General features: G+C 45.3%; 16 protein-coding genes and 2 pseudogenes. 10 read left to right on the forward strand and 8 right to left on the reverse strand.

The annotated features are described in order from the left end of the window. Window positions 1-273: 273 nt before the first annotated feature. From QUA70_RS28580 to QUA70_RS10030, 4 genes and pseudogenes are all read left to right on the forward strand, one after another. On the forward strand, window positions 274-915 hold the full coding sequence (locus QUA70_RS28580; RefSeq protein ID WP_445251625.1) for a class I SAM-dependent methyltransferase: 642 nt from the start codon (window positions 274-276) through the stop codon (window positions 913-915). A 575-nt stretch (window positions 916-1,490) separates the two neighbouring features. Next, window positions 1,491-2,228: a Mo-dependent nitrogenase C-terminal domain-containing protein gene (locus QUA70_RS10020; RefSeq protein ID WP_333410392.1), complete on the forward strand. Its 738-nt coding sequence runs from the start codon at window positions 1,491-1,493 to the stop codon at window positions 2,226-2,228. Window positions 2,229-2,724: 496 nt separating this feature from the next. Beyond that, window positions 2,725-3,765 (forward strand): GTPase ObgE, encoded by a 1,041-nt coding sequence (gene obgE, locus QUA70_RS10025; RefSeq protein ID WP_333346665.1) that lies wholly within the window; start codon window positions 2,725-2,727, stop codon window positions 3,763-3,765. A 277-nt stretch (window positions 3,766-4,042) separates the two neighbouring features. Continuing rightward, window positions 4,043-5,032 (forward strand): annotated as a pseudogene (locus tag QUA70_RS10030) (IS701 family transposase). Between the two features lie 232 nt (window positions 5,033-5,264). Here QUA70_RS10030 and QUA70_RS10035 read toward each other — a convergent pair. Together QUA70_RS10035 and QUA70_RS10040 are read right to left on the reverse strand one after the other, a co-directional pair. Beyond that, the gene (locus QUA70_RS10035) at window positions 5,265-6,089 is read right to left on the reverse strand and encodes a sulfurtransferase (protein WP_333346668.1); all 825 of its coding nucleotides are present in this window, start codon (window positions 6,087-6,089) and stop codon (window positions 5,265-5,267) included. A 26-nt stretch (window positions 6,090-6,115) separates the two neighbouring features. Continuing rightward, window positions 6,116-7,120, reverse strand: coding sequence for a hypothetical protein (locus tag QUA70_RS10040; RefSeq protein ID WP_333346671.1), 1,005 nt, complete (start codon window positions 7,118-7,120; stop codon window positions 6,116-6,118). Window positions 7,121-7,624: 504 nt separating this feature from the next. Here QUA70_RS10040 and glmU point away from each other — a divergent pair. Further along, window positions 7,625-9,013: a bifunctional UDP-N-acetylglucosamine diphosphorylase/glucosamine-1-phosphate N-acetyltransferase GlmU gene (glmU, locus tag QUA70_RS10045; protein WP_333346673.1), complete on the forward strand. Its 1,389-nt coding sequence runs from the start codon at window positions 7,625-7,627 to the stop codon at window positions 9,011-9,013. 183 nt (window positions 9,014-9,196) lie between these two features. Here the strand turns inward: glmU and QUA70_RS10050 are convergent, their stop codons facing one another. The 3 genes from QUA70_RS10050 to QUA70_RS10060 all read right to left on the reverse strand — a co-directional run bounded on the left by QUA70_RS10050 (window position 9,197) and on the right by QUA70_RS10060 (window position 11,513). Next, window positions 9,197-9,940: a hypothetical protein gene (locus QUA70_RS10050; RefSeq protein WP_333333511.1), complete on the reverse strand. Its 744-nt coding sequence runs from the start codon at window positions 9,938-9,940 to the stop codon at window positions 9,197-9,199. A 387-nt stretch (window positions 9,941-10,327) separates the two neighbouring features. Then, complete coding sequence (locus QUA70_RS10055; protein WP_333333509.1) at window positions 10,328-10,819, reverse strand: hypothetical protein; 492 nt, start codon at window positions 10,817-10,819, stop codon at window positions 10,328-10,330. 70 nt (window positions 10,820-10,889) lie between these two features. Beyond that, on the reverse strand, window positions 10,890-11,513 hold the full coding sequence (locus QUA70_RS10060) for a hypothetical protein (protein ID WP_333346676.1): 624 nt from the start codon (window positions 11,511-11,513) through the stop codon (window positions 10,890-10,892). A 197-nt stretch (window positions 11,514-11,710) separates the two neighbouring features. On the opposite strand from QUA70_RS10060, the gene QUA70_RS10065 reads away from it, so the two are divergent. After that, entirely contained in the window at window positions 11,711-12,961 is a 1,251-nt protein-coding gene (locus tag QUA70_RS10065) for a WD40 repeat domain-containing protein (protein ID WP_333333505.1), read from the forward strand. 228 nt (window positions 12,962-13,189) lie between these two features. Here QUA70_RS10065 and QUA70_RS10070 read toward each other — a convergent pair whose 3' ends face one another. The 3 genes from QUA70_RS10070 to QUA70_RS10080 form a co-directional block, all read right to left on the reverse strand. Then, window positions 13,190-13,918, reverse strand: a complete 729-nt coding sequence (locus QUA70_RS10070) for an SMI1/KNR4 family protein (RefSeq protein ID WP_333333503.1) — start codon at window positions 13,916-13,918, stop codon at window positions 13,190-13,192. A gap of 115 nt (window positions 13,919-14,033) precedes the next feature. Further along, entirely contained in the window at window positions 14,034-14,969 is a 936-nt protein-coding gene (locus QUA70_RS10075; protein WP_333333501.1) for an isoaspartyl peptidase/L-asparaginase, read from the reverse strand. A gap of 72 nt (window positions 14,970-15,041) precedes the next feature. Beyond that, window positions 15,042-15,197, reverse strand: a complete 156-nt coding sequence (locus tag QUA70_RS10080) for a DUF2256 domain-containing protein (RefSeq protein WP_333165179.1) — start codon at window positions 15,195-15,197, stop codon at window positions 15,042-15,044. A gap of 225 nt (window positions 15,198-15,422) precedes the next feature. On the opposite strand from QUA70_RS10080, the gene QUA70_RS10085 reads away from it, so the two are divergent. The 4 genes and pseudogenes from QUA70_RS10085 to QUA70_RS10100 all read left to right on the forward strand — a co-directional run. Then, window positions 15,423-16,211, forward strand: a complete 789-nt coding sequence (locus QUA70_RS10085) for an RNA methyltransferase (RefSeq protein ID WP_333333499.1) — start codon at window positions 15,423-15,425, stop codon at window positions 16,209-16,211. A gap of 95 nt (window positions 16,212-16,306) precedes the next feature. Continuing rightward, on the forward strand, window positions 16,307-17,410 hold the full coding sequence (locus QUA70_RS10090) for an RNA-guided endonuclease TnpB family protein (RefSeq protein WP_333333497.1): 1,104 nt from the start codon (window positions 16,307-16,309) through the stop codon (window positions 17,408-17,410). A 620-nt stretch (window positions 17,411-18,030) separates the two neighbouring features. Continuing rightward, a pseudogene (locus tag QUA70_RS10095) lies at window positions 18,031-18,789 on the forward strand (reverse transcriptase N-terminal domain-containing protein); the annotation flags it as partial. A gap of 321 nt (window positions 18,790-19,110) precedes the next feature. After that, window positions 19,111-19,418 (forward strand): ISAs1 family transposase (locus QUA70_RS10100; protein WP_333346682.1); only part of this gene is annotated, 308 nt, incomplete at its 3' end.

Consider the following 19,418-nt stretch of genomic DNA (forward strand, 5'->3'; position numbering starts at 1 on the left):
AAGTCGATAGAAAAGCTATTTAGCACTCTCGACAGACCCCTGCCCGAAGACCGCAGAGACGAACTCAGCAAGCTTTTAGCCACCAAGTTAGAACAAGGCTACCGCACCTCCACAGCATCGATGCTGATCCTGCAATACGAATCAGTGCAGCCGCCGCAAACCGGTTTAGCTTGCAAAGTGATTGTTACTACCTCAACAGTTGGAGAACAGTACAAAAGCTGGGTAGACACCAGAGAACCTCCGCTTTTCGGCTCTCATCCAGACGCAAAATTGATGACAACGGCTGCTAAATTGGGCACACCCGATCGAGTGCGGATTTTGGACGTGGGGGCTGGTACCGGTCGCAATACCTTGCCGCTGGCGAGATTAGGCTATTCTGTAGATGCGATCGAGCTAACTCCCGCTTTTGCAGAACAATTGAAAGCGGCAGTAACAGCCGAAAACCTTCCCGTGACAGTGACTGAAGGCGATGTGCTCGACCCCTTAATGCGGATGAAACCTGCCCGCTATCAGTTGGCAGTTGCCGCCGAAGTCATCTCACATTTTCGAGACAGCGATCAAGTACGGCTTTTCCTCGCTAAAATGTGCGATTCCCTGTGTCCCGGAGGTTTGTTGCTGTTCAGCACGTTTTTAACCGTCGGCGACTACCAGCCAGATGCCCTCGTGCGACAAGTTGCCCAACTCTCCTGGTCTACTTTATTTACCCCCCAAGAACTCGCCACCGCAATGGAAGGGTTGCCCTTAGTCCAAATATCCGATGAATTGGTGTTTGAATATGAACGCCACCACCTGCCGGAAGGAGCCTGGCCACCAACCCCCTGGTTTCCCAGTTGGGCCACCGGTCGAGATGTCTTCCCGATGGCAAACGCACGCCCGCCCATGGAATTGCGCTGGATTTTGTGTCGCCGAAGTTAAAAATTTTGTCATTTCTAGGCGGACACAGCAATCACAACTGTTAATCGGCGGTAACAGTTTCCTCAGATATTTTTATTTCAACAGCTTAAATCCGGCTTGCTGTTAATATGACGCTGCCCATACACAAAAATTTACAAAAATATATATTAAGATATAAAGAGAGCGAAGTTCGATCGCCCCTGGGTGACAAACCCAGTGTCTGATTAGATTCAACGCTTGCCAACCTTTGATTTCTTGCGAAAAATTGGGTTGCTAATGGCAATCGGGTTTGCATAAAATTCGATCGTCATCTCGATGGGTGCAACTAGAGTTAAGATGAATTCAACCAACCTATTCCTCCCGATAGATGACTTTTTAGGGAATAGGATTAGCCAATAGATTAGCTCGCTAGTAAGCGATGCTGCTGAGAAACAAATATGCTTTTAACACGTCCACTACAAGCGTTTGGAGCAATCTTCGGGCACAAACCTTCTACAAATAGATCATCCCTCGACCAAAAAACCAGTAAAAATTATTGGGAGGGGAATATTGAGCCCGCTGTAAACGAACAAATTGACTGGTACCTCCAAGTGGAAATGCTAATGAGTAACGCTAAATCTTCCTGCACCAATGAAGAGATTACTGCTTGGCTGCGGGGATTGCTGACAATTGCTTGGGCAGACGGCAACTTTGACGAAGACGAGCAAAAAATGATTGCAAATCTAACTCAGGATGAACTACACCTGGTATCTTTTGAGACGGGTTTTGAACCTATTGCCCCAGAGGAATTAGCCGCTGTGTTAGGAAAAGACACCGCCAAAGGCGAGGATTTTTTGAGGACAGCAGTCATGGTAGCTTTGGCAGACGGTACCTACTCGCTCAGCGAAGACGAGGTAATCTATAAGTTTTGCACAGCTTTGGGTCACAATGTAGAGGCGATCGAAGCTCTGCGACACACCATCGAAGACAGCAAGTGCGATGAGCCGCAGGGGCCCAGCAGCCAAATCGTCTTTGATGCGAATGTCGCCCCCCCCGCCGGAACACCCCTTTCATCTCCGCTACCTAAACCTCACCAAAAAAATGTCCTGCAACCCGTCAAAGACTGGCTTGACGCCTGGGAAATTCACGACCCCAAAGTGGCACACTTTGTCTGTAAAATTATTCCGTCGCAGTGTCCGTTTGAGCGAGATGTCGTGTTATTTGGTCGCAAAATCGTCCACATTCCGGCGATGTGCCAGATTAACCCGCTTTACGAACAGTTAGTGGGGATGCGCTTTCGAGCTCTCTGCTATTTGGCAGATGAATGTAAGGAAGATGTATCCTCATATTGTTAGTAGTCAGTAGTCATTAGTGATTAGCCATTCTTGTGAAATCTTGGATTAATGACTGTAACTATTAACTAAGGACTACTAATTCCTCCAAGACGCAAAAACCGGGTTTTTCTAGGAAAAAACATCGTTACAGCTATCGGCCCCAGTAGAAAAACCCGGTTTATTGAGTTTTTCTGGGTAAGCCCTGCTCATATCAAATCTGCTTTGATAATACTAATTCAACAAAAGTTTTGGTACCATCCTCAATCTTATACAAATTATTAAAACTCGCAGATTGAGGAGCCGGACACGGCAGTGCCGTTTCTCTACAAATGGTCGCGTACAATCTTTCGCTCTCCACTACTTTAAAAAATTGGTATAATATTTTTCTGGCCCGTGTAAATCGCGACTCAACTTGGCTGTAGTCCGCCGACGCGGACTAAAGGAAAAGAGAAATATGGTACTTGGATCGGGTATCATAATAACTAATGACTAATGACTATTGACTACTGACTAAATTATGCAATTTATCGATCGAGCAGATATTCAAGTCGCAGCCGGCAAAGGCGGCGACGGTATGGTAGCTTTTCGCAGAGAAAAGTATGTACCGGCGGGCGGGCCGAGCGGCGGCACCGGCGGGCGGGGCGGTTCTGTGTTTATGGTGGCAGTGGAAAGCCTGCAAACGCTGCTGGATTTTCAGTACAACCGGATTTTTAAAGCCGAAGACGGGCAGCGGGGCGCACCCAAGAATATGACTGGGGCTTCTGGGGACGATCGCACGATCGAAGTTCCCTGCGGTACAGTTGTTTACGACGCAGAAACTCAGGCAATCTTAGCAGATTTAGTGACGCCCGGACAGACTTTTTGCGTTGCCAAAGGTGGCAAAGGCGGTTTGGGGAATAAGTGTTTTTTGACCAATTCTAACCGCGCTCCAGATTATGCGATGCCGGGAAAAGAAGGAGAACACAAATTTTTGCGTTTGGAATTGAAGCTATTAGCTGAAGTGGGAATTCTCGGGATGCCAAATGCTGGCAAATCTACCTTAATTTCAGCTTTGTCGGCAGCTCGCCCCAAAATAGCAGATTATCCTTTTACAACTTTAGTCCCGAATTTGGGCGTAGTCAGAAAACCGACTGGAGACGGTACGGTGTTTGCAGACATTCCGGGATTGATTGAAGGAGCGCACGAAGGTGCTGGTTTGGGTTACGAGTTTTTGCGGCACATTGAGCGGACTCGGTTGTTGCTGCATTTGATCGATGTTACGGATGAAGATCCGATCGCCAATTACGTCACAATTCAGGAAGAATTAAAGGCTTACAGGCGTGGTTTAGCCGATAAACCGCAGATTTTGGCTTTTAATAAGGTAGATGCGATCGATCTCGAAAGCGAAGAAATCCGTAATTTAATCAGCCGACTTAAAGAAATGAGTGGCGCTCCTGTTTTGTTGATTTCCGCTGTGAGTCGAGTTGGGTTGGATGAATTGATGCAGCAAGTTTGGCAGAAACTCGACGAGATGAACGAAAAAGAGGCGGCGGAACTCGAAGCCGTCGCGAGTGTTTAATCGCTTTCTGGTTCCTGAAATTTCCGTGAAGGGGTAGGTGTTTTTTTGAGGGGGTCAAATCTTTAGGCTGTATGGCTGGTGCGGCAAGGGTTTGAGCCTCTATGCTGAAAAATGAGGTTCACGGAAATGCTGCAATCATTGCTGTGTATAGCTTTAATATTTTAGGACTTACGCATTGACAAAATAACCAAACAGTGAATTGATAAATAATTGTCGTCTACTTTCTAGGTATCGGACAAGGAGAAAAATAACTAAACCCTCTACGGCACAATAAAATATAGACCTTTACACCTGACTTTTGTTGTCCGAACCACCGCCTTGGGAGGATGTAGCAGATTATCAGAGATATTGGGAGATGTTGATCACGATTCTATCAATAGCTTTTTGTTAAGAGAAAGGTAGGAGCCGAAAGACTTATTCAGCGAGATTGAGAAAATAATCAACTTGACAGGAGGGATACTAAGTGTAGAGGATAAAGTCAGAGAAAAAATTGACAGCGACCCTAAAAATGCCGAATTGATTAGTTATTTTGGGTCAGGCAAAGCTCATAAAAATATTATTGGTTTAAATTTAATCCCCCTATATTACAGCGATATTAATGGTAACGAGCGTCCCAATAAATTACAGAATTTATGATAAAAAGGAGGAAAAACCCAAAAGGATTACTTGAGAGAAATGGTGAGTGAAATAAGAAATTGGGGAGTCAAGCCAAAAATAGTAACAGGAGATAGTTGGTATTCAGGAGTGGAAAACTTGAAATTTCTAAAAAACCAGAAATTGGGTTTTATCTTCGGAATTGAAAAAAAAAGGACTGTATCAAATGAGCCACATAATTATTGCCAGGTAAGCACTCTGGCAATTCCTGAGTCAGGATTAATAACTCATTTAAAAGAATTGGGATTTATAAAGTTGTTTAGAAAAAACTTTAAAAAAGAGGCGTCTAGACACTATATTTTCTCTTGACCAGAGTGAGAAAAAATCCCTGAGATTACAAGAGATGAATTTATCACAATTCATTATACTGATTGGCGAATTGAAACCTTTCATAGAGCCATCAAGCAAGTATATGGAATTTGTCGGTTCATGGTAAGAGATACCTGTGCAATCAAGACTCATGTATTTTGTTCACTTCCAGATGAGTGTTAAATTAGAGTTGATGCGGTCTGAAAAAATAATTAGTAACTGGTATGAAGTCCAAAGGAATCTATTCACTTCAGTTATACGTGAGCCGATTTTAGCAAACTTTAGTAGTGGTGGCCTGGTCTAGAATACATAGATGATGTTTTTTGTCAATGCGTAAGTCCTATATACATGGGAAACGCTTATTGACTGACGCACCCTACTATCCTCCTTTAAATGCCGAACAGCTTAGCGACGAATTTAGCTTTGAGGCTCTTGTTTCAACCGCTGCCGGACTGAGGTTTAACGTTAAGTTGACATCAATGCCCGCTACCCTAAAACTCACAGTCAACAGTCAACAATCATCTCGCTCCTGCACCCTACAACTGATAAGAACACCAGTCACTCCAGCTACCGACATAAAGTTTAGCATCGGGAATTCCGGCGATTTCTAAAGACAGTAAATTAACGCAAGCCGTCACCCCGGAACCGCAATAAACAATAATTTCTTCGGCTTTTTCTAATTCCGTCCACCGCTGTTTTTGTTCGGATGCCGATCGCACTTTTCCAGTTTCATCCGTCACCCCTTGCCAAGGATAGTTAACCGCACCCGGAATGTGACCTGCAATGGGGTCGATCGGCTCCCGCAAACCTTCATATCTCTCGCTTTCTCGCGAATCAACCAAAACCTTTCCCGGCAAGTCTTTACGCGCTTTTACCGCCTCAATATCTACCGCCAAATCCTGCTGCAAGTGAGGAACAAATTTACCCTCGCGGGGTTCTGGCAAAATATTTGTTACCGGATATCCGGCCGCTTTCCAGCCGCTGAAACCGCCGTCTAACAAAGCTACTTTGCTGTGTCCCATATATCGCAGCAGCCACCACAAACGAGCGGCAAAAGCCAGCCGCGAATCGTCATAAGCTACGACTAAAGTTTCTGCTGAATTAATGCCGCTCGCCCTCAATTTTTCAGCTAATTCTTCAATATTTGGCAGCGGATGTCTACCGCCATGTTTGCCAACTGAACTCGCCAGGTCGCGGTTTAAATCTAAATAGAAAGCTCCGGGGATGTGACTTTCTTGATATTGTTTTTGTCCCAATTCAGGGTCGGCAAGGGAAAACCGACAGTCAATGATTACAACTTGCGGATTGTCGGTATTGGTGGCTAACCATTCAGGAGAAACGATTAAAGTGTTGTCAGTCATAATTTGTCAAATCTATATTTTAACGTCTATCTGGAAGGAGATTTTTTCTCTGGTTCTGCTTTTTCGGAAGGAGATTTTTTAGGAGTTGCTTTCTCCGAATTTTCTTTGGGCGAATTGGATTTTTTAGGAGTTGCTTTCTCCAAAGTTTCTTTGGGCGAATTGGATTTTTTAGAAGTTGCTTTTTCCGAAGGTGATTTTTCGGCTGGTGCGGGAGTTGGACTTGGCAGAGGGGGAGTTACTGCTGCTTCTTGAGCGTAAAGTAGATATTTCTGATACTCAATTACTTTTGCTTGAGCTAGTTGATGGTTGGGGCTAGAGACTGGTACTCTTCTCATTAATGAGACCGCTTCTTGCCAACGATCGGTAACTGTAGTCCAATCTTCCTTGGTTTTTGCCGCTCGCCCTAATTCTGCGGCTTTGAGTGCGCTGTTAACGGCTTCTCGAAAAGTATCTGGTGCAGTTGCTAAATCTGCTGTTTCATCGGGATTATTCCCCGCAGTTGCTGTCGGCTGGTTCAAAATTTTACCCACAAACGCCACCACCGCGAGCGCCAACATACCCGTCACCAGCCCAACTACAATGAAAGTCGATCGCAGCCGGTTCTCAAATGCAGCAAGTTCCGGCGGTTTCTCCTCCTCAATAATATTATTCTCCATCTCTGTGCGATCCTGTATATTAGCAACCCCAGTATTTGGTACAGCTTCTCCTGCAAAGCTCTGTGGTTCAAAAGTGCTGTTCTCCAGACTAAAGTCTTGACTCCAAGCAGCAGCAATCTGACCGCTTTCTCGGCCCTCAACCTTCACTTGGCGAATCGAATCCGGCTGCAAATTTGTCAGCTCGGTGCGGACAAAATCAACTAATGTATCTTCTATCGGTACCTGCTCGGCCTCAAGAATTACATCCAAACAGTCGCCGTCGAGATTCGCCGAGGCTGTGATGCCTTCAGATTGCAACTGGCTGTTGAGCCAAGATGCGATCGCAGTGGCGAGATTTCCCTGCTTGGCAAGTTCCTGAAAATTAAGCTCTGTCATAGCTGGACACCTGATAACGCAGAAGATAGAAGGTAGAAGGAAGAAAAAATGAAAAAGTCAGAAAGAGTTTTTTGGAGTTGAAAACACAATAACTGAAATTCAACAAATAGTATAATGTATCGTGGCAAATCCCAGCCCAAAGATGCAAATTATCACTCTCGCTAGCCCTGGCATCCCTTGGGAAAAGACTTCAGTCCTTTCTGCGAACCGAACTCAGGTTTGCAGTACAGCCACACATCCTCTCGCTAAGTCGCCAAATACCATTGCTTCAAGCTGGTAATTGATACCGGGGGCGCAACATCAGATACCGTAACGGCGTTAAGTTGAACCGCAAGCATCGCCCCTAAAACCGACATCCGGCTGCAAAAAGCCTCGATCGCGCGGATGCGAGATGGGAAATTTTAGATGAAAAATTTGTGCGATCGCAGTGCCATCGACGGACAGCGAGTGATATCATCAGTTAGTCAATATTCAAGTTTTTATAGCAAATAAGTCGATCGTACAATGGTAGCAATAGCAATTTTAGCTGCTGGACGCGGCACGCGCATGAAATCTGACTTGCCCAAAGTTCTACACGAATTGGGCGGTCGATCGTTAGTTGAGCGAGTCCTCCAAAGTTGTCAAGAAATCCAAATTACCAGGCGACTTGTCATCGTCGGTTATCGAGGCGAACTCGTTAAAGAATCTCTGATTAGAGGTCAAGAAATATCGGAGAAAAATCTTCAATCTCCTCCCCTAGAATTTGTAGAACAAACCGAACAATTGGGAACTGGTCACGCCATCCAACAATTGCTGCCTCACTTAGAGGGATTTCAAGGAGATTTGCTGGTCTTAAATGGGGATGTACCTTTGCTGAGGGCAGAAACTATCAAACAATTGATGGCTGTTCACAAACAGCACCAAAACTCTGCTACTTTATTGACAGCTAATTTGCCGAATCCTCAAGGATACGGGCGAGTATTTACCGACAGTCAAAACTTTGTCCAGCAAATTGTCGAAGACCGCGACTGCACACAAGCTCAAAAGCAAAATCACCGAATTAATGCAGGTGTTTACTGTTTTCACTGGCCGGATTTAGAGAAAATTTTGCCAGAATTGAAGGCAGACAATGACCAAAAAGAATATTACCTAACTGATACGGTAAATTTCCTCAGTCCGGTGATGGCGGTGGATGTGGAAGATTATCAAGAAATATTGGGAATTAACGATCGCAAACATTTAGCCACAGCTTGCGATATTTTGCAAACGCGGGTAAAGGACAAGTGGATGACGGCGGGAGTCACGCTGCTAGACCCCAACAGCATTACGATCGACGATACCGTAGAGTTGCAGCCGGATGTGGTAATTGAACCGCAAACTCATTTGCGGGGAAATACTTCGATCGCCTCTGGGAGTCGCATCGGCCCCGGCAGTTTGATCGAAAACAGTCAAATTGCAGAAAATGTGACTGTGCTTTATTCGGTAGTTTCTGACAGTATGGTTGCTGAAAATTCGCGAATTGGCCCTTACGCACACTTGCGGGGACACGCAGAAATTGGGGCGAACTGCCGCGTCGGCAATTTTGTAGAATTGAAAAATACTCAAATCGGCGATCGAACTAATGTTGCTCACTTGTCTTATCTAGGCGACGCGACTTTGGGAGAAAAAGTCAACATCGGTGCGGGGACAATTACGGCGAATTATGACGGAAAAAACAAGCACAAAACTCAAATAGGCGATCGGAGTAAAACGGGTTCTAACAGCGTGCTGGTTGCACCCATAACTTTGGGGGAAGATGTTACTGTAGCGGCGGGTTCTGTGGTGACAGAAGATGTACCGAATGACTGTTTAGTAGTTGCCCGTTCCCGGCAAGTTGTCAAGCCAGGCTGGAAGTTGAAAGAACCAAAAAAGTGAACGATTGTTTACTTTTTTGATAATGAGTTTCCACCCCTCGCGCAACTCGCGAGCGATACCAAAGAAACCGGGTTTTTATAACGGGAGCGATGGTACTCTACGAGAGTTTTTGGTGACAAACCCGGTTTCTCCGTAAGTCCGCAAGCTTGAGAAATCGGGTTTCTTGCGATCGGCTATTTTGTGTTATTTTTGCTCGTGCAGATAGTTGTTAATCGCTTTGGCGATTTTTTCTTGCTCGTAAGGACTCATCGTGTTGGGCAGGGATATGCGAGATCCTCCACAAACTAATAGTCTGACTTCGTACCAAGTGTCATTCTGCCGATCTTTTGTTCGATCGACTTCCACGCCATAAATCTCGCACAGAGAGTATTGAATTACTTTACGTGCCAACAAACCCCGCTGTTTAACAGTCAAGGTGTTTAAAGTTCCATCGAAGCTGTAGGTTTCATTATTTCTCAAGACTATCGCTCCGACTGCTGCGAGCAAAAATATGCCTCCTGTCCATCCCAACCAGTGATCTTCTTGACTTAAGCGCAGCAATCGATCTTTTGCATTTTTAACAAAAAAATTGATGTCAGAAGCAACAGCGTCTTGGGTTCCCCAATTAGTGGAGTTAGCAGTGAAAGGAACATGGCCAACAGAAGTCAAAAGTACAACTCGTGTTTTATAGCCGCATCTTTGAACTTTAGCTCCCCGCAAAGAAGCAAGCTCAATTTCTTGGAGTTTTGAACCCAGTAAATTCGATCGCACCAACTGGCAACTGCCTTGTTTTGCCTGCAATCGCTGGCAGCTCAGGGTTGCTTTATGATAATCAAAAGCCAGCCCGAACAGTCCAAAGGCCATGAATAAACAACTAGGCAACCAAAAATCAAATATGCTTTGAGTCTGAATTATTAATTCACTTGCTGTTTGCTTGATTATTTTCATTTATCTCGCCCTTAACTTCCCAAAATGATGTTACATATCGCCTTGCTAACCCCGATCAGCCCAATTGTTAACTTATATATTATTTGAAGTCGTCCTGTGCCATGACCTCTTTTGTTTTGGTAAAAGGTTAGCACTAAAATGTCTGATCGACAACAAATGTCGCGAGTTTTCCTGCGGCTGGGTTTAAGATAGCTTTTCGTGATTTAAAGTAGATGAATCTTAAAAGTATATTAATTATGTTATAGCGAGTGAAACGTTAGCTTTCGCGAGCCCCAGGAAAGTAATCGCAAATGTGAAGACACGTTTACATTTTGTTACATTGTAAAGTTTATTTGCGCCTACTTAATTATCGTTAGGTATTGATTTGGGCGATTCCCTAGGGGATAGCTATGGTTCACGGACTTGGAGGGCAAATATATTGTTAAGCGTGCGATTATCCCTAATCGAGATATAGTGGCGAATCAACTCAGCCATTTTGTATTGTTCTGTTAGTGAATCGCTTCTCAAGCAGATGCGATCCCCGCCCAACATCCACAAATTAACATAATAGCTACGATTTCCCTCGCTATCTGCTATTTCCTCTAATTCCACCGTAGAAATCTCGCGACTTGAGCATTCGGTAACATCATTAAGCCAAACACCCCGTCGTTTAATGGTCATTTTGCTAAAAGTTTTATCAAAAATATATGTTTCATCTATCGCGCCGTCCAACAAAGACAGCGAAAATAACAGAAATATGCCTCCACCTATCCAATTTGATGCCAAAATAATCTGCAATAGTCCAATGACGATGAAGGGAGAAATTAATAGCAAACCATCCCAGGCGCTCGAAGATTGAATTGTTAGTTGGGTCGGTGTTGGTGTGAGAATTTTAATCATTTTATTGGAAAAATTTACACATAATGTGAATTACTTATCTATCCACTGTACGCAATTTTTAATGCACGGCTTATTTGACACTGCTTTGGACGATCGCACTTTGGGTGTTGTCAACAGCCTTGACAGCATAAGCATCGCCCGGACGTATCTGTAAAGCTCTGTTAAAATTGATTAAAGCCGTTTGATAGTCTCCCTGCCCGTAGTAGATATAGCCTACTTTCATCGATTGTTTGAAGTCAGAATTTTGAGCAGCCACACGAGCATAATTAGGCTCAGTCACAGTTGCAGCAGAAGTAGGAGATGGCTCGGCAGCAGGAGATGACTCTTGATAGAGGTAGGGATAAGTGTTGAAAGCCGAAGAAAAAGAAGATGGCGATTGCTCGTTAGACCCCAGATCTACATTAGGCACAGAACCATCGGTTTTGAGAAGACCTATTACAGGCAATAATGCAATAATAATGCCTAACAAGAAATACATGAGGAATCCAGCAAGTTGAAGTAAAAATGGTTTTCTAAATTTTTTATTACTCCAATTTTTAATATGAAATACCCAGGAAGCAAAGGGAACAAAAAAGTAAACCAATCCCCACAGAGTTTCTTGTTCAATAGCTTGAGATAATCCCCAGATATAACCAACCAAAATTAAAATAAAGCCAAGACAGCCAAAAAAGAAGACGATCGCAATAATAGACATTTGGTGTTTCTCCCGTTGGTGTAAAGTTCTTTTGCAAACTGTAAAGGTAAGGATTTCGGCACATTTTTCACCGGAAACTCTTTCCCCTGTTTGCTGTGTTAAAAATAGATTAGCGGTGAAAACAGTTCGATCGCGCACAGCCAATGTTAGGATTTTGGTTAGGAATTTGACTAGGAACTCGATCGCGACTGCCGCAAATGATACCCTCTACCCTCGATCGACCAGAAGAACCATTTGCACGGGCAAGCAACGGCTGGGACATCCAAAAGCTTTATACCGACTTGGCAACTGCCAAACAAGAATTCGCCCCCCACACCAGAAGAGGGCTGACACCCGTAGAAAAGCGGCATCTCTGTGGCTTACTGTGTGGCTACAGCCCAGCGGAAATTGCGGTTTTTCTCAACAAACAAATCAAAGGTGTCGAAGTTGATTTGTCAAAAACTTTGTACCGATACATAGAATTATTGACAAATCGGCCCCGAAATGCTCTCAAAAATTGGAGAGATGCGATCGACTGGCTGGAAATAGCCGGATATAAAACGCAGCCAAAAACCTCAACCGGTGCCATCTTAAAAGCCACTCTTCACCATTCAGACAGGATTTTGTCTGCAGCTATCAGTCCCGACGGACAATTACTGGCAACGGGCTCTGACGACAGTACAGTGAAAATTTGGAGTTTGCACAGCGGTGAACTGCAGCAGACGATTTTCGGACATTCAACAGCAGTATTGCTAGTTGCTTTCAGCCCTGCCAGCAAAACACTGCTGACACGATCGCGCGCGGGAACAGTCAAACTCTGGAACTTGCAAAACGGCGAACTGCTGAAGCGTTTGGCAGACGTGCATCGCCACGAATCCGTCGCTGTCAGCCCCGACTGGCAAATGTTGGCGATCGGCACCACCCGAGGCACAATCAAGCTTCAGCACCTCAACAGCGGCCAACTGCTGCAAGTTTTGGAAGGCTATCCAGGGGATGACATTAGTGCGATCGCCCTGAGTCCCAACGGCAAAATGTTAGTAGCTAGCGGCCTAAATGCAGCCAGCGGTTTCTGTCGCGCCACAGTCACTTTGTGGGAATTGCCGGGAGGCGAAGTGAGGCGAACATTTGGCAGCGAAAATTATGTTGCAATTACTCCAGATAGCAAAATTATCGTCAGTCACGGCAACAAAATGATCGCACTGTGGAATTTGCAAACAGGGGAATTATTGCATTCTCTCCAAACAGGAATTCGTATCACTTCCGCCGCCGCAGTTAGCCCTGATGGGAGATACTTTGCAGTGGGGTGTTTTGACGGTACTGTTAGACTTTGGAATCTTCGCGGCGAATTGCTGCACACTTTAGATGGACATTCTAGCCCTGTGTCTGCGGTGGCGATCGGGCTTTTGGGCGAAACTCTGGTCAGCGGCGGGGAGAATGGTACTGTTAAACTTTGGCAACTGCGGATTTAAGATTAGAGAGGTTAGGGGCGATCGCTTAAATTGTTGCAGTATAATTGATTTAAGGTTTTTTCTACCAAATCCATGTTAGTTATCTTCTGTGTCACTCGGCCATTGAAATCGCTTTTTACCTCAAACTACACAAACTTTCGTCCCTTTCTAAGACACTAAAAAATAAAGCGGGTATTATAGCAACCCCTAGGCAATAAGGACGTTATTAATTATGACGTAATGCCACATTTACTCTGGCCGCGCTAAGATGAAAGGCGAACGATTGATTTTGATAACTATCCTGTCTTCATTTAACTCAATTTGAGCCGGGATTTCTGGAGCTTCAAAGAAATAAATGGGGCGCTCAAGGGCTTTTCGTTCTTGCCAGTCGCCTCCCGCTGCCACTAAGATTTGTTGCTTTGACATTCCCAACGCGAGCTTATCCACAAGCGGCTCGTTCTCAAGAGTCCGCAATGCCTTCTCAACCCAGCGGCGATACCATCTGCCAAAAGACAATTCCGTTGGATAGAAATCCTCCCTGCCGTTCCAAATCGTGCCGTGTGCGGGGCCGTTTACAACCAGATCAGAGTAAATGGCGCACCCCTGATGGCATAACTCCAACGCGCCGGGGTATTCGTCTGTATCGTCCCACTTCTCCAACTCCTCATCTGAATAAGAGTCTGTTGCTTTGGTGAAGGGGAACGGTTTGCTCAAATCGCGATACTGTGCTGCCTTTTCAAGAGGCTCTAAACCGTAGAACGGCCCTGCTCCACCGTTGCCAATTTCTTTCAAGAATAAACGGTAATCTTCGGGCAGCTTGATTTTATGTTTCTGCTCGAAATTCTGCAACTCTGCTTCCGTAAGCGTTTGTCCCAGTTTGTATGTGTGAGAATTTGTGCCGAACACGCGAAGATTTTTATCTTTTTGCTGCAAGCGTCGAAGCAGTTCTGCTAATTCTTTAATATCCTTTGAACTCATGTTATGTATAGCTACCCCCAAGACGGTTAAGACGTAAACAGGAGGTAGTCCCAATCATGCGATCGCGTATTCGCCACGCGATCGCATCCAACAAAAGCAACAAATCTAATCTTTGCTAAGCAATAAAAATCAGCGTTCCCTTGCTCATTTCCAAAGTATCGCCCATTTCTCTACCGTTGTGAAAAGCACCCAAAATCACCTCGCTAGTTTTGCCGAAAGCGATCGCCCCGCTAGCATCAATTCCAATTGCGCCAAAATCCCGTTGACGTTCGTCAGCCTCAGTAAAAGAACGCTCAAAAGCAGCTTTCAAACTTAAACCATCTGTAACCCGAACCACAATTCGCGCGGCCAAACACTCGTCCATAATGTGCTCGCCAATCCCCGTACAGCTTATCGCCGCACTTTGGGCCGCGTAATTTCCTGCCGGCATCGCCGAGTCGCTAACCCGCCCAATCCGCTCAAAACCCTTGCCACCAGTCGAAGTCCCAGCAGCCAAGCGTCCATGCACATCCAAAGCTACGACTCCGATCGTACCCATACCGGCCGGTTCGGCAACCACGTCAGCCATTGCTTTGCTAAAATTGCCTTGGCGTTCCTGCATCCACTCGTGCAAACGCAAATCCGTCATCGGATCGTAAATCGGCAATTGAAGTTCTCGCAACAATTCCGCCGAACCAAAATCAGAGAGAACTCGATCGTCCGAATGCTGCAAAAATTGAGCAAGTTCGATCGGATGTTGAACGCGAGAAACATTAATCGCCCCGCTGAAACGCTGCATCAAACCGTCCATCAGCGAAGCACTCATCCGAATTTGACCGTCCGACTGCACCACAGAACCCGTACCGGCATTAAATCGCGGGTCATCTTCCAACAATTGGCAGCCCCGCACCACTGCATCTACGGCACTGACACCGTTTTTCAGCAGCGGATAAACTTCCTCCAAAACATCGTAAAGCGATTTCCGCACCGCCTCAATTCCGCCTTTACTGTGTAGAGAACTGCCGGCACCGCCGTGAATAACTAGCTTTGGTTGCACTTGTTGCGATGCCATAATTTATAACCTAATAACCTAAAATTTTTCCTTTGCAATCTTAGCTTTGATCGAGCAACTTGCTTTAAATTCTTAATCTTGAGCCGCCAAACGGCGGCGACGACAACGTTCGGAGCAGTATTTGACCTCATCCCAGCAGTCCGCCCATTTTTTGCGCCAAGTAAAAGGTCGATCGCACACCGGGCAAATTTTTGTCGGTAAATCAGATTTTGATCGCTGCTTTGCCATGCTAATTTGGAAAGTACATTACTAACTCACATCTTGTACCATTTTCAGGAACAGGCAAGATGCCTGTTCTACAAGAGTTGAATTTGATTGTGGAACAGGCATCTTGCGATTATGAACAGGCTTTCCGGCCTGTTCCACAAGAGTTAAATTTGATTGTGGAACAGGCCGGAAAGCCTGTTGCTAAGGAAACAACCCAATTTCTGCAAAACACCTCCCCAAATAAAAATGCTCGAAACGGCCGACGCCAACCTCCGAATAGTCTTAGTCGAACCTGCTGGCCCATTGAATGTCGGTTCTGTTGCCCGCGTCATGAAAAATATGGGTTTGCACCAATTAGTTTTGGTAAATCCCCAATGCGATTATTTAGGGGAAGAGGCCCGACTGATGGCAGTTCGCGCCGCCGACATATTGGAAACGGCCAAAGTAGTCGAGAGTTTGCCGGCTGCTTTGGTTGGGTGTGTCAGAGCGATCGCAACTACAGGGGATGATTGTCGATCGTTGCCAACACAACTAGAAGAACCCGCAGATGCCTTGCCTTGGCTCCTTGAAGCCCCCAGCGCCCTCATTTTCGGCCGAGAAGACTGCGGCTTGACCAATGCCGAATTAAACCGCGCTCAACGCCTGATCCGCATTCCCAGCAGCGATGCCTACACTTCCCTAAATCTCGCCCAAGCCGTCGCTATCTGCTGTTACGAACTATACAAGTCAGTTGTCAGTTGTCAGTTGTCAGTTGTCAGTTGCCCGGAGGAATCGGCTCCCTTGGAAAATTTAGAGGGATATTACCAGCAACTAGAAACTTTGCTGTTAAAAATAGGATATTTGCAGCAGCACACAGCAGCAAGCCGGATGGAAAAATTTCGGCGTTTGTACAACAGAGCCTATCCGACAGTGGATGAAGTCGCCATGCTGCGGGGCGTCCTCCGCCAAACAGAATGGGCAATCAAAACTTACCCACGAGAGGCAAATTCTGATACTCTGGATAGGGCGTTACCGGAAAATCCAACGGATAGCTAGGAGAAATGCTGATAATTGGGGATGTGAGTTGGACATAGCGTGCCAAATAGTTTACTAAACTTGTCCACAATTAATTACCGAGAGGAGGTTTAACCATGTTTGCCGTCAAGCGAGCGCTCAAATTGAATAACAATGAAGCGACCTGGATGGCAAAACACGCAGGATTTCGGCGTGTAATATTTAACATGGGTTTGAGCTTGCGAGTCCAAATGTATGGTGAGAGGAATCTCTCGGACTCACAGGTCATCAACGAAGTCAAGAAAGTTCTTACCAACCACGTCAAGAAACAACCTGAATGCGCTTGGATGAATCAGTTGTCCAGCCGAGTTTACCAAAACGCTTTGATTGACTTGAAAGAAGCGTTTAGTCGGTATCGCTTGGGGAAATTCGGTCATCCGAAATTTGCCAGTCGCCGAGACGGTCAATCATTCACGGTTGATTCGTCTAATGGAAAAGTTTTACTAACCGCAGGCAACACTATTAAGATTCCGACTTTGGGAACTTTTCGGCTTTATGAACCCTTAGAATGTGGCTTGGTCTCTCAAACTTTTACGATTTCAAAAGAGGGGAGCCACTGGTTTGTTTCCTTCTGCGTTGATGCAGAACGTTTGCCAGTTCAACAGCCTGAGAACTCTGTAGGAATCGATGTAGGCATTAATTCTTTTGCCACGCTGTCAAACCATCAAGTCTTTGATGCACCAAAACCGTTAAAGGAAGCGAAAACCAAGCTTGCTAGTTTACAGCGTAAAGCATCAAAGCCAATAAAAAGTTCTCGCAACCAGCGCAAAACTTACAACAATATCGGCAGACTCCACGCACGAATAGCTCGGATTCGTAAAGACTTCCTCCACAAGTTGACGACTTACTTAGCGAACACTTTAAAGCTAATTAAGATTGAAGACTTGAACGTTAAAGGCTTGCTGGCAAATCACAAGCTGGCTGGGGCAATATCCGACTTAGGGTTTTACGAATTTAGGCGGCAGTTAGATTATAAGTGCAAAATGTATGGGGCGAGCTTAGTGCTGGTAGATCGATGGTTCCCCAGTTCTAAGATTTGTGCCAATTGCGGGCATAAAAAAGATATACCACTAAGCCTTCGGACTTACGATTGTCCTGCTTGCGGCCTATCGGTAGAGCGCGATTTGAATGCCTGTTTAAAGTGCGATTCGTTCAGTCGAAACCGAGCAATTGGGAGATGACTGGCTTCTACAGGGTAATCCATTAGGATTGAGTTCGCACTTTAATCCCTTGTAGATGACAACTTCATAACCTTGCAGGTGAACATCAGTACCCTAGAAAGTGTTAAGTCCTGTCCCTCAGACGTAGAGGTGAAAGCATATCTCCCACTGTAGCGACTAGCCATCAATCGGTGAAGCGGAGGTAAAAGCGGAAAGAGCTACTAGCCTAAAGTGGTATCCCGTAACCAAGTTCCTACGGATAGCGAAAGCAAAGTCACTGTGTGAATCATCGTTATGGCGATCCAGCGAAATAAGGCTTTATACGCTGGTAGTCCCAAAAGGGCATTAGTACAGGGTGGTATGAGGATTTTACTCGACATACGTACGTTACCCAAAAACTCGGTGAAAAGGTGACATCCTAACGGAACAAACCAATGGTTATGAGGAACGAAGTAACCCACCTGATTACTCTCGGAGAGGTCGAATACTTCGAGCAGTCAGCTAAGACGAAACATCTGGATTTCCAGGTAACGGGTGGGAGAGATTGAGTCAAAAGCCAACGCCTCACTGTAATGGTGAGGATATGCTAACGGACTTACGGTAATACGGATGGTATAGCTACAAGTAGCAATGAATATGTTATGAACACGGCAGAAAAACCGATGTATGAATGGAACGATATCAACTGGCGAAAGCTAGAGCGTAACGTTTTTAAATTGCAAAAGCGGATATATCAAGCGTCTAATCGTGGTGATGTCAAGCTAGTACGCAGACTCCAGAAACTGTTGATAAGTTCTTGGGCAGCAAAAGCCGCTTCGGTTCGTCGGGTAACTCAGGATAATCGCGGTAAGAAGACGGCAGGTGTGGACGGCGTTAAATCGCTGACCCCAAAGCAACGTCTCGCGTTGATAAATAAAATATCACTGGGTTCTAAGGTTAAACCAACACGCCGAGTTTGGATACCCAAACCAGGAACAGATGAGGAAAGACCTTTAGGTATACCGACAATGGAAGACCGAGCCTTGCAAGCGTTAGTCAAACTGGTGTTAGAACCAGAATGGGAAGCGCGATTTGAACCTAACTCATATGGGTTCAGACCCGGACGCTCATGCCACGATGCGATAGGAGCAATATACTGTGCGATACACAATAAATCCAAGTATGTGTTGGATGCCGATATCAGTAAATGCTTCGACCGTATTAATCACGATGCACTTCTCAAAAAATTGAATACTTATCCTACCCTACGGAGACAAATCCGAGCTTGGTTAAAAGCTGGTGTTATGGATGGAAACAAGCTGTTCCCAACTGATGAAGGGACACCACAGGGTGGGGTTATTTCACCCCTACTCGCAAATGTTGCCCTACATGGAATTGAGGAATTGATTAGGGGTTTAGCCCCAGGGTAAGCTCATCTAATTTGGTATAAATTGTACTTGACAAAAAGGGCAAGATATAAAGGAGCATCCTGTCAATAGCGGTTCTTTTGAACCCATTTGAGATATTTATGACGCTCGACAGGCAACCGACGCTCGACAGATAAGGGGCGCTCGACAGACAACGGGCGCTCGACTCGCAGCCTCAAAGATGTCAAATGGGTTCTATAATACTGCTTCATCTGTGTCACGAATGGTGAGGAAAAATTAATGGAGAAAGGATTCAATCGTGTTGTGAATGAGGCAAAATCATCACCGAAACCCGACAGGTCTCAACCACTCTCCATGCAACACTTACGAGCTTGCTTATCAACTTATTTTGATGACATACCAGATCCGAGAGTAGAGCGAACTAAACAACATTTACTTAAAGACATTCTGGTCATTACCATATTAGCTACGATTGCAGGAGCTCAGGGGTGGGAAGACATCGAAAATTATGGACTCAGCAAGCAGCAATGGTTAGAAGAATTTTTAGAGTTACCAAATGGCATCCCCAGCGATGATACATTTCGTCGGGTGTTTGAAAAACTAGACCCGAAAGTTTTAGAGCAGAAGTTATCGCAATGGTTGCAACAAATTATGGGTTCAGT

It is taken from the genome of Microcoleus sp. LAD1_D5, assembly GCF_036702115.1.
Taxonomy (GTDB): Bacteria; Cyanobacteriota; Cyanobacteriia; order Cyanobacteriales; family Microcoleaceae; genus Microcoleus.

What these genes read in the sequence shown, in the direction of transcription:
- QUA70_RS10060 (WP_333346676.1), bottom strand. Translation starts at nt 11,513, where the DNA reads ATGTCTATTATTGCGATCGTCTTCTTTTTTGGCTGTCTTGGCTTTATT.
- QUA70_RS10065 (WP_333333505.1), top strand. Translation starts at nt 11,711, where the DNA reads ATGATACCCTCTACCCTCGATCGACCAGAAGAACCATTTGCACGGGCA.
- obgE (WP_333346665.1), top strand. Translation starts at nt 2,725, where the DNA reads ATGCAATTTATCGATCGAGCAGATATTCAAGTCGCAGCCGGCAAAGGC.
- QUA70_RS10020 (WP_333410392.1), top strand. Translation starts at nt 1,491, where the DNA reads ATGCTAATGAGTAACGCTAAATCTTCCTGCACCAATGAAGAGATTACT.
- QUA70_RS10085 (WP_333333499.1), top strand. Translation starts at nt 15,423, where the DNA reads ATGCTCGAAACGGCCGACGCCAACCTCCGAATAGTCTTAGTCGAACCT.
- QUA70_RS10075 (WP_333333501.1), bottom strand. Translation starts at nt 14,969, where the DNA reads ATGGCATCGCAACAAGTGCAACCAAAGCTAGTTATTCACGGCGGTGCC.
- QUA70_RS28580 (WP_445251625.1), top strand. Translation starts at nt 274, where the DNA reads ATGACAACGGCTGCTAAATTGGGCACACCCGATCGAGTGCGGATTTTG.
- QUA70_RS10080 (WP_333165179.1), bottom strand. Translation starts at nt 15,197, where the DNA reads ATGGCAAAGCAGCGATCAAAATCTGATTTACCGACAAAAATTTGCCCG.
- QUA70_RS10040 (WP_333346671.1), bottom strand. Translation starts at nt 7,120, where the DNA reads ATGACAGAGCTTAATTTTCAGGAACTTGCCAAGCAGGGAAATCTCGCC.
- QUA70_RS10035 (WP_333346668.1), bottom strand. Translation starts at nt 6,089, where the DNA reads ATGACTGACAACACTTTAATCGTTTCTCCTGAATGGTTAGCCACCAAT.
- glmU (WP_333346673.1), top strand. Translation starts at nt 7,625, where the DNA reads ATGGTAGCAATAGCAATTTTAGCTGCTGGACGCGGCACGCGCATGAAA.
- QUA70_RS10070 (WP_333333503.1), bottom strand. Translation starts at nt 13,918, where the DNA reads ATGAGTTCAAAGGATATTAAAGAATTAGCAGAACTGCTTCGACGCTTG.
- QUA70_RS10055 (WP_333333509.1), bottom strand. Translation starts at nt 10,819, where the DNA reads ATGATTAAAATTCTCACACCAACACCGACCCAACTAACAATTCAATCT.
- QUA70_RS10090 (WP_333333497.1), top strand. Translation starts at nt 16,307, where the DNA reads ATGTTTGCCGTCAAGCGAGCGCTCAAATTGAATAACAATGAAGCGACC.
- QUA70_RS10050 (WP_333333511.1), bottom strand. Translation starts at nt 9,940, where the DNA reads ATGAAAATAATCAAGCAAACAGCAAGTGAATTAATAATTCAGACTCAA.